Consider the following 9,735-nt stretch of genomic DNA (forward strand, 5'->3'; position numbering starts at 1 on the left):
CACTCCGGCTGCCCGCGCCGGAGTCGCTGCTGCGCGCCTTCCTCGACGCCGTCGCCGATACCCTGCCCCGGTCCCCCGCCGCGACGGCCGCCGCCGGGGGGGCACGCCTACGCCGCCCCCGCGTCCCGGCCCCACCCCGAGTTGCGGGAATGGGCCGCCGAGGTCGCCGCCGGGCACGACGCCGGGGTGCGCCTCTCGCTCCGGATCGAGCTGGACCGGCCCACGGCCGAGGCCCCAGGTTTCCGGGCCGTCCTGCAGATGCACGGCCTGGCCGACGCCGCCCTCGTCGCGGACGCCTCCCACGTCTGGGCCGGGTCCGGCCCGGCGGCGGCCGCCTTCCCGCCGCGGGCCCGCCTGGACGCCCTGCGGGCCCTGCGCCGGGCCGCCCGCCTCTGGCCGCCGCTCACACCGCTGCTCGGCGCGGCCGTCCCCGATTCCGTGGAGCTCGCCGACGAGGAGGTCGCGGAGCTGCTCGGCGAGGCCTCCCGGGTCCTGGCCGCCGACGGGGTGCAGGTGCACTGGCCGCGCGGGCTCGCCCGTACGCTCACCACCCGGGCCGTCGTGGGCCGTCCCGCCGAAGCCTCGGGCAGGGACGCTGGCTCCGCCCTCCCCGGTCTGCTCTCCCCCGGCGCCTCGCACCCCCTCGGCTGGCGCCATGCCCTCGGCGGCCAGGGCGACCTGACCCCCGAAGAACTGGACCGGCTCGCCGAGGCGAAGCGCCCCCTCGTCCGGCTGCGCGACCAGTGGGTCCTCATCGACCCGGCCGAGGCACGCCGGGCCCGCACCCGCAGCGACCTGCGGGTGACGGCCTCCGACGCGCTGGCCGCCGTACTGACCGGCTCGGCGGAGCTCGACGGCGCGCGGTACGACGTAGAGGCCACCGGACCGCTGGAGCGGCTGCGCGCACTCCTCGCGGCCGATCCGCAGGACGCGGAGGGTTCGGGGGATTCGGGGGATTCGGGAGGTCCTGACGGTTCCGTGGCGCCGCAGCCGCCGGCCGCCCTGCGGGCCACCCTGCGCGACTACCAGCTCCGCGGCCTGCGCTGGCTCGCCCGGATGACCGGGCTCGGCCTCGGCGCCTGCCTCGCCGACGACATGGGTCTCGGCAAGACCGTGACCTTGATCTTCCCTGTCAAGTCAGCATGTTGAGTCGTTGAGGTCCGGCATCCGGGCCGCACACGGCGCCGGGAACATCACCCAACTCGCCGCGTCGCACAACCGGATCACGGCGGCCGCCGGTGTCCGCATTTGGAATGCAGGCCAGCCCCATCCCGGCCTGTGAAGCGACCACGAACCTTTCCCGTGGATTCACTGCCTTTCCCGTGCACGGCAAAATATCACCGGCATTCAAGGGAAACGACGGAACGCATGACACGAAGTGCGGTCAGCCGTAAGGACATAGACGCAACAAGTAAGTCAAGACTTACCTTTAGGGAACTTTGGCCGTATGGTGCGGCTCGAATCGAAGGAGTCCCTTGTTGTCAAACATAAATGATTCTGCTGTGCGTGCGGTTGAATCGGAGCAAGGTTACGTGTCCTCATTGTATGAGCTGCTCACCGAGCGGCTTTCCGAGGCGCGAGCGAACCGGGCGAGTGTGCTGAAGGCCCCGGCGGACGGCGCCGGCGAGGCGCACGAGAGAGAGATCGCCGCCGAGCGTCTGACCAAGGAGATCGGTCGGCTGGAAGGCGCCGAGAAGGGGCTGGTCTTCGGGCGCATCGACTGGACGGACGGCACGGCCCTGCGCATCGGGCGGATCGGACTGCACACGGAGGAGGACGAACTGCCGCTGCTCGTGGACTGGCGGGCGAACGCGGCGCGGCCCTTCTACGAGGCGACACCGGTCCACCCGATGGATCTGCGCCGGCGCCGGCACCTGCGCCTCGAGGAGCGCACGGTCATCTCGCTGAGCGACGAACTGCTCGACGGGACCGCCCCGACCGACGAAGACGTCGTGGGGGACGGCCCGTTGACCGAGGCTCTGTCGGCACGGCGTACGGGCCGGATGCACGCGGCCGTCGCGACACTGCAGACCGAGCAGGACGAGATCGTCCGCTCCTCCCACCGCGGGGTGACCGTGGTGCAGGGCGGGCCCGGCACCGGCAAGACGGTGGTCGCCCTGCACCGGGCGGCCTACGTCCTGTACGCGTTCCCGCGCGCCGCGGAGGAAGGCGTCCTCGTGGTGGGCCCCAACGCCCGTTTCCTCGACTACATCTCCCAGGTCCTTCCCTCGCTCGGAGAGAACGACGTCGATCTGGCGACCTGTCAGGAACTGGCCGGAGTATCCCCGGACGCGGTGGACCCGTTCGACACGGCGCGCCTCAAGGGCGGCCTGGACCTCGCCGACGCCCTGGCCGGCCTGCTGCGAGACCACCAGGCCCCCGCCGGTGACTTCACCGTCCGGGTCGGGCAGGAACTGGTCCACCTGTCCGAGAAGGAGGTCGCCACTGCACGCGCCGCCGCCCTGGCGGACGCATCCGGCCACAACCCCGCGCGCCGGGCGTTCAAGGAACTCCTGGTCGACGCCGTCACCGACGCGATGCAACGAGACATGGGCGACCTCCTGGAGCAGATCGACGCCGATACCGAAAGGATGACGGGCCTGAACCTCGACCGGTTCACGGGAGTCGCCCAGCGCCGTGCCGAGGGCGCCGCCGACCCGGGTCCGGTCCACGAGCTGGACCTGGATGCCATCGGGGCCGATCTCCTCGACGACGCCGGAGTCGACCGGGCGGTCGAGGCGCTGTGGCCGCGACTGGTGCCCGGCGACCTCGTGAAGGCACTGCTGACGGATGCCGACGCCCTGGCCGAGCGCCTGCCGACCCTGACCCCGCAGGAGCGGTCCCTTCTCCTGCGTGCCCCGGACGCCCCGTGGACCGATGCGGACGTGCCGTTGCTGGACGAGGCGGCGAGCCTGGTCGACGGCCCGCCCGAGCGGACGTACGGGCACGTCGTCGTCGACGAGGCGCAGGAACTGACCGCTATGCAGTGGCGGATGATCGTCCGCCGCTGCCCGGCGAGGGCGATGACGCTGGTGGGTGACTTCGCCCAGTCGGGCCCGGCCACGACGGCACGCGACTGGAAGGAAGCCCTGAGCCCGCATGTCGGGACGCGGTTCAGACTGCACGACCTGACGGTCAGTTACCGCACCACGCAGGAGATCCTGGAGAGCGTCCGGGACCTGCTCGCGCGGATCGCTCCGGACCAGCGGCCCACACGGTCACTGCGCAGCGGTGAGAGCCCGCGCACCGTGACCACGCATGGGGACGGGCTGGTCACCGCCGTCGTGGAGGAACTGCGCGCCCAGAGCACCGCGCAGCCGGACGAACTCCTGGGAGTGATCTGCGCGGACACCCGGGTGAGCCAGTTGACGGCTCACGGCATCGCCGACCACGCACGCATCGTGCCCGCGTCCGAAGCACGTGGCCTCGAGTTCGACGGGGTCGTCGTCCTGAACCCCGAGGAGATCATCACGGCCCGCCCCGGCGGGGAGAGGGACCTGTACGTGGCTCAGACCCGGGCCACCAAACGCCTGTGCACCATCACCACCCAGCCCGCATGATGGCGCGGCGCCCGCGTGGTCGCCGCGGGCGCACAAGTGCCCCAACGCGCCGTCAACGTACGCACTGGTGTAGCCCTGGCCTCCCTACTCAGAAGCTGTGAATGAACCCCGGCGCGAGCTCGCTATTGCTCGTCGAGGACGCCGATCCTTGGAGCTGTCATTTGCCTGCAGCGTTTCTCAGAATCCCGCTGCGAGGGCCGGTCAGGAGGAATACCCGGGCTGTTCTGCCAGCGGCAGAACACCGGCCGGACCGGGCTCGACGATCACTACAGTCCAGTCACATGACAATGATTACGACGCGTACGGTCGAGTATCCGGCCGACGGTTTGACGATGCTCGGGCACCTCGCGCTCCCAGCCGGTGTCGACCGTCGGCCCGCGGTGCTGCTCGGGCCAGAGGGCGTGGGGCTCAGCGACGTCGAGCGCCGCCGGGCCGATGCTCTCGCCGAGCTCGGATATGTAGCGCTGGCCTTCGACCTTCACGGCGGGCGCTATTTGGGTGACCCCGAGACGCCCTCGGCAAGCAGATGCTGGCCGTGCTCCTACAACTGGAAGCTGCCTGCACCGCCGCCGACAAACCTCGCCCAAACCATCGAGGAGGCCTTCGCCCAACACGAGGATGCCGAGGTCATCCTCAGCTTCCCCGGCCCGGGCGCCCAGCTCGGCGCCCGGGTCCTGGCCGAGATCGGCGACGACCGGGAACGGTTCGCCGACGCCCGCGGCCTGAAGGCCTACGCGGGCTCCTCGCCCATCACCAGGGCGTCGGGGAAGAAGTCCGCCATCACCCGCCGATGGGTCAAGAACGACCGCCTCAACCACGCCGGATACCTCTGGGCATTCGCCCCCCTCACCTCGTCGCCCGGTGCGAAAGCGCACTACCGCAGGCGCCGCGACGGTCACGGAGACTGGCATGCCTCCGCCTTGCGCAACCTTTCCAACCGCATGATCGGCCAGCTCCACCACTGCCTCCAGCAGCACGAGCTGTTCGACGAACAGGCGGCGTTCCCAGCACCGCCAGCGCTCGAAGTCAGTGCGGCCTGACCAGTAGCCCGCTCATCCAGTCCGGCAGCTCAGAGTCCTCGCGCCAGGCCTCGGCGATCGACACCAGGGCCGCCCAGGAGACATCCGCGATAGGGCCTGCGCGACCCGTTGAGAGCTCGGCATACAGACGACGGCACAGGTGAGACGTGACTTCGTACAGCGCTCCGTTGACCTCCGCGACACGTGCCAGAGAGGATCCCGGGGCATGAGGCGGCTCTCCGTTGAGGCGGATGGTCGGAACGGCGGCAGCGTATGTCCGGGCGTGGATGAAGTCCCGCAGAACAACCACCTGATCCCACGTCGGCAGAGACTGCTGGGGAGAGGCCGACTCGGTCATGCCGCGAGGCTACCCCGCGAGTCCGTTGTTCGAGGGACTCAAACCGACGACTTGACGCGTTAGACACGTGAGGTGTGCTCGCGGGCAGCGGCGAGGGCAGGACGGGACGGGACGGACGAGAGCCCCTCTCGGAGGAACCCGGCGGCCCCTCGGCACGAGCCGAGGGGCCGCCCCGTCCACGCGAGGCAGCGGAGACCTACCCCGGTGAGCAGCCGGGATGACGACGGAAACCCGACTCTCCTTCCCCGCTTCGTCTACGGCGACACGATCCGCCGTGGGCTACAGGCCGCCGGTGAAGAGGAGCCGGTTGGGGCTGCTCTTGCTGATGCTGCCCAGGACGTCCTTCGTGGACTCGGCATCGATGAACTCGGTGATCTCCGAAGGGGCCGCCGTGGGGTGCGCGGCCTTGTAGAGGGCGGCGACTCCGGCCACGTGCGGGGCGGCCATGGAGGTGCCGTTCAGGGCGACGGAGCCCCCGCTGAGCTTCGCCGAGACGATGGCCTGGCCGGGCGCGTAGACCGAGACGCACTGGCCGTAGTTGGAGAAGGACGTCTCCTCGTCGTAGCTGTTGCTCGCCGCCACCGTCAGCACGCCTGACGCCGAGGCCGGGGAGACGGTGCAGGCGTCCTTCGAGGAGTTGCCCGCCGCGATGACCGGCAGCACACCGGCCTCGGACAGGGCGTTCGCGGCATTGTTCACGGCATCGGACCTGTCCCCGCCGAGGGAGCCGTTCAGCACGGCCGGCTGCTTGGCGTTCTTGGCCACCCAGTCCAGGCCGGCGATGATCCCCGACCACTGCCCGCTGCCGTCACAGTCGAGCACGCGGACGCTGACCAGACTGACCTTGCGCGCCACACCGTACGTCTTGCCGCCCACCGTGCCCGCGACGTGCGTGCCGTGGCCGTTGCAGTCCTGCCCCTTCGCCAGGGCGCTGACGGCGTCGTAGCCGAAGGTGGCGCGCCCGCCGAACTCGTCGTGGGCGTAGTCGATGCCGGTGTCGAGGATGTACGCGGTCACCCCCGCGCCGTTGCCCTGCGTGCTGAAGTCGTCGTCGAGCGGCAGCTTCTTCTGGCCGATCCGGTCCAGGCCCCAGGACGAGGACGGCGCCCGCGTCCCGCTCATGGAGGCCCGCATCGGCGCGGACATCACCTTGGCGTCCTCCTCCACCGACTTCACCCCCGGGCTGTTGCGGACGATCGTCAGTTGGAGCGGGTTCATCGGGACCGCGAAGCCGTTCAACGCCGAGCCGTAGACGTACGACGGTGACAGGCGCAGCCGCTGCGCGGCCTTGGCCGCGTCCACCCCCTTCTCCAGGGTCACGATGTACTTGCCGGGCACCGCGTTCGCGGAGGTGTACAGCGGCGCCGGGGTCGGTTCCGGCGCGGCGGGGGCGGAGGACGCGGCGCTGGCCAGCGGGGCGGCCAGCGCCAGGGCGGCGGTCAGCCCGGTCGCGAGTGCGAGCTTGGTGTGCGTGTTCATGGGGGGAGGCCATCATGCAGAAACGATCATGCGCCAGGACATCCCCCGACGGGTCACCCGGGCATCGGAAGGCCACCGCAATGCGCTGCTCCGATGGGGCGGGCATGCCGGGGACCAGGTTTGGGGCAGGCCCCGGAGGGCCCGGGTGGCGCGCCCGTGATCAGCACGTCGCCGATGATCAGCCGGGCCCCCTGAGCGGTGCGCGCGGCGGCAAACAGGGCGCCGCCGATCTGGAAGGCGGCGCGTCATCCGGGTGGCGACGGCGTGACGGGGTAGCTGCTTCAGTGAGGCGCCTGCACGGACGACGGGAGGAGGACGCCATGACGTCGATGACGTCGATGGCCCCGGCAGTGACGGCCAAGCGCCTGCTGGAGGAGTACGGGCGGACCCATGCCGAGGAAGCCGGCATCCGGCTGCGGAACACCCCTGCGCCGCTGTACCAGCTACTGACCCTCTGCGTGCTCTTCTCGGTGCGCATCCGTGCCGACATCGCGGTGGCCGCCGCCCGGGAACTCTTCGCAGCCGGACTGCGCACGCCACGGGCGATGACCGCCGCCTCGTGGCAGGACCGGGTGGACGCCCTCGGCCGCGCCCACTACCGCCGCTACGACGAGAGCACGGCCACAGCGCTCGGGGCCGGGGCCGAGCTCGTACTCGACCGGTACGGCGGAGACCTGCGGCGGCTGCGCGACGAGGCCGGCGGCGACCCGGACCGGATCCGGGAGCTGCTGCAGGAGGTCCCGAGGATCGGGCCGGTGGGAGCGGACATCTTCTGCCGGGAGGCACAGGGAGTGTGGCCCGAGCTGCGCCCCGCGTTCGACGGCCGGGCCCGCCACGCCGCCGCCGAACTGGGGCTCCCGAAGACGGCGACAGGTCTGGCGCGTCTCGTCACCGCCGAGGACCTGCCGAGGCTGGCGGCGGCCCTGGTCCGGATCGAACTCTCCAAGGGGGCCGCCGCTGACCTGCGCGAGACGGGCTGAGCCCGGTCGCGGCTGAGCCCGGTGCGCGAAGACGTACGACATGACGGCGACCGGACGGCGACGGCGCGGGGCACCGAGGCCAGCGGGCACCGGGGTTCAGGTGAGGGAAGTCAGCCCTTCTTGCGGCCCGCCGAGGCCGCCGCTGCCTTGCGGCACCACCGGATCACGAGCAGGAGCAGAGGGATCAGCGTGAGCACCCAGGCGGCGGCGAAGGCCCAGATCAGCGCCGGGGAAGGGGCGGAGACGGCCCGTACGAAGAGTGCTGCGCAGGTGATGCCGAGGAGCCCGGTGCACAGGCCGAGCCCGTGGTGGCGGTACCAGTCCCTCGTGGATGCCCAGGGGCGGATACCGCGGTGCAGGGTGCGCAGCCTGCGGTCCAGGAGCTGGTCGGCGCGCAGGTTCTCCTCGATGTCGCCCAGGATGCGCTGTTCCTGCCGCGAGAGCTCAGGCCCGTCCATGGCAAGGCCCCTCTCCTGCCGTGCCTTCTGCTTCTGCTCTGTGTGCATACCCGCGCCGTGGCCGCGCAAGCGCTTCGGCAGCTCGTCGGGAGCGGCCGGGCCCCCGCGGGGCCGACGATGGCGCAGCGGAACGTGCAGCCAGGGGGAGGCGGAGGGCCACCGCGGATCGTGGATTCGGCCGGATGAGAGCGGGCAGGGGGAAAGTGAGAAAGGTTTCCCGCTGCGACGAGCCGGGTTCACCATGACGAACGCGAACGCATACACGCACACGAACACGGGCGGGCACACGAAGGCGGGGCCACCGACGCACCCGAACCCGTCGGGATCGAGCCCGGTACCTCCCACGCACCCCTTCCCCCGCGACCCCCACACACCGAGGCCGGTCCCCAGGCCCGTCCCCGGACCGGAGCCGATGCCCGAACCGCCCCCGACGCCTCCACCCGAGTAGCGCCGGCCACGCCCCGACGGCACGGAGCAACCACGGGTACTCCTCCCAACGACCCGGACGACGGTCATGGGCCGCCCGGGGACTGCTGACGGCACTTCGACGTGAGACCGCTCGGGCGTAGGCTGCGCACAGCGCGGAGCGGCGGGGGGCGGAGCACATGACGGCAGGGACGGCAGGGACGGCACCGAGGTGGGGGGCGACCCTCGACTCGGTCGTGGTGTACGCGCAAGGCGCGCTATGTCGGCGCCTGGCGCGGGGCAGCGTGCCGCCCGACGGCCGGGTACGGGTGACGGGACTGCCCCGCTCGCTGGATCCCGGCTCGCTGCGGGCCCGCGTGCTCGGCGCCCCCGGGGTGCGCGTCACCGAGGCCCGGGTGGAGATCGAGGCCGAGCCGCTCGGATCGGGCACGCCCGACGCGTTGCGGCGCGAGGTCGAGCGGCTGCGCGACGCACAGGCGGCGGCGCGCGGGCGCCGGAACCGGCAGTTGGGCCTGATCGAGGAGGTCAGGGCCCTCCACCCGGTCCCACCCGCCCGCATGCCCGAGGACCCGTACCAGTACCGCCGCACCCCGGTCGAGGCGTGGCTGGAGCTCGCCGACTTCGTCGAGGAGCGGCTGACGGGGCTGCACGCCCGCCTCGTCGAGCTGGAGGAGGCCCTGCGCGATGTCGAGCACGAGCTCGCCGTCGCCGCGGACCGGCTCGCCCGCGCCTCCACCGACGCACCGTCGGCACACGTGGAGACCACGGTCTGCGCGGTCCTGACCCTCGACGGCGCCGGTACCGGTGCCGCGGGGGCGCAGGCGCGGGCCGAAGTGGAAGTGGAGCTGGAGTACGGGGTGCCGGGCGCCGTCTGGGTGCCGACCTACCGGCTCACCCACCGTCAGGGCGACGACAGCGGCCGTCTGGTGCTGCGCGCGTCGGTCGCCCAGCGGACCGGCGAGGACTGGACCGGCGTGCGCATCGCCCTGGCCACCGCCGACCTCCGGCGCCGCACCGACCTGCCGAAGCTCCGCTCGATCCGGATCGGCCGCCGTCAGCCCGCCCCCGCGCCCTCCGGCTGGCGCGAGCCTCCCGCCGGGCTCGCCGGCCTGTTCGCCGGGTACGAGTCGGCCGGTCCCCGCCCCGCAACGGCCCCCGTACCGTCGTCCGTTGGCGTCGGTTCTGGCTCCGACTCCGACTTCGCCGAGGTGACCTCCGTACGCGGTGGCGCGTTCGGCCCCCCACTGCCGCCTCCCCCGCCTCCGGCGGCGCAGGGTTACGGCGCTCCCCCACTGTCCGCACCGCAGGGCTACGGCGGCGCGATGCCCGACCTCGCGCAGCCGGCCCCCTTTCAGCGGGGCGCCGGGCCGATCGACGCCCTCCGGTCCTTCGCCGGAGCCCCCGCCGCCCTGGCGCCCGCGGCTCCCGGGCGAGCCGCGCCGCCACCCTCTGCCG

The 9,735-nt window shown here is 72.1% G+C and carries 7 protein-coding genes and 2 pseudogenes; 5 read left to right on the plus strand and 4 right to left on the minus strand.

Going from position 1 to position 9,735, the window contains the following annotated elements; all coding sequences use genetic code 11:
• Positions 1-1,125, plus strand: a pseudogene (locus J7E97_RS27745) (SNF2 helicase-associated domain-containing protein); the annotation flags it as partial.
• 407 nt (positions 1,126-1,532) lie between these two features.
• On the plus strand, positions 1,533-3,560 hold the full coding sequence (locus tag J7E97_RS27750) for an AAA family ATPase (protein ID WP_215032732.1): 2,028 nt from the start codon (positions 1,533-1,535) through the stop codon (positions 3,558-3,560).
• 266 nt (positions 3,561-3,826) lie between these two features.
• Here J7E97_RS27750 and J7E97_RS37120 read toward each other — a convergent pair whose 3' ends face one another.
• The gene (locus J7E97_RS37120; protein WP_374224258.1) at positions 3,827-4,042 is read right to left on the minus strand and encodes a hypothetical protein; all 216 of its coding nucleotides are present in this window, start codon (positions 4,040-4,042) and stop codon (positions 3,827-3,829) included.
• A 26-nt stretch (positions 4,043-4,068) separates the two neighbouring features.
• Here J7E97_RS37120 and J7E97_RS27760 point away from each other — a divergent pair.
• A pseudogene (locus J7E97_RS27760) lies at positions 4,069-4,600 on the plus strand (transposase); the annotation flags it as partial.
• On the opposite strand, the gene J7E97_RS27765 reads toward J7E97_RS27760, so the two are convergent.
• Both J7E97_RS27765 and J7E97_RS27770 read right to left on the minus strand, forming a co-directional pair.
• Positions 4,587-4,937, minus strand: coding sequence for a hypothetical protein (locus tag J7E97_RS27765; protein WP_215032735.1), 351 nt, complete (start codon positions 4,935-4,937; stop codon positions 4,587-4,589). The pseudogene J7E97_RS27760 and the gene J7E97_RS27765 overlap by 14 nt on opposite strands.
• 279 nt (positions 4,938-5,216) lie before the next feature.
• Entirely contained in the window at positions 5,217-6,416 is a 1,200-nt protein-coding gene (locus tag J7E97_RS27770; protein ID WP_215032738.1) for a S8 family peptidase, read from the minus strand.
• 329 nt (positions 6,417-6,745) lie between these two features.
• Here J7E97_RS27770 and J7E97_RS27775 point away from each other — a divergent pair, with 329 nt between their 5' ends.
• Positions 6,746-7,396 (plus strand): endonuclease, encoded by a 651-nt coding sequence (locus J7E97_RS27775; RefSeq protein WP_374224259.1) that lies wholly within the window; start codon positions 6,746-6,748, stop codon positions 7,394-7,396.
• Positions 7,397-7,506: 110 nt separating this feature from the next.
• On the opposite strand, the gene J7E97_RS27780 is transcribed toward J7E97_RS27775, so the two are convergent.
• A complete protein-coding gene (locus J7E97_RS27780; RefSeq protein ID WP_215032741.1) occupies positions 7,507-7,854 on the minus strand; it encodes a DUF3040 domain-containing protein in 348 nt (115 codons plus the stop codon).
• A gap of 605 nt (positions 7,855-8,459) precedes the next feature.
• Here J7E97_RS27780 and J7E97_RS27785 point away from each other — a divergent pair.
• The coding region (locus J7E97_RS27785; protein WP_215032744.1) for a DUF4139 domain-containing protein at positions 8,460-9,735 on the plus strand (1,276 nt) is incomplete at its 3' end.

Source organism: Streptomyces sp. ISL-66 (genome assembly GCF_018614135.1).
In the GTDB taxonomy this organism is placed as follows: domain Bacteria; phylum Actinomycetota; class Actinomycetes; order Streptomycetales; family Streptomycetaceae; genus Streptomyces.

Excerpts from the sequence above, each read along its gene's own strand:
- J7E97_RS27765 (WP_215032735.1), bottom strand. The coding sequence starts at position 4,937 with ATGACCGAGTCGGCCTCTCCCCAGCAGTCTCTGCCGACGTGGGATCAG.
- J7E97_RS27770 (WP_215032738.1), bottom strand. The coding sequence starts at position 6,416 with ATGAACACGCACACCAAGCTCGCACTCGCGACCGGGCTGACCGCCGCC.
- J7E97_RS27775 (WP_374224259.1), top strand. The coding sequence starts at position 6,746 with ATGACGTCGATGGCCCCGGCAGTGACGGCCAAGCGCCTGCTGGAGGAG.
- J7E97_RS27780 (WP_215032741.1), bottom strand. The coding sequence starts at position 7,854 with ATGGACGGGCCTGAGCTCTCGCGGCAGGAACAGCGCATCCTGGGCGAC.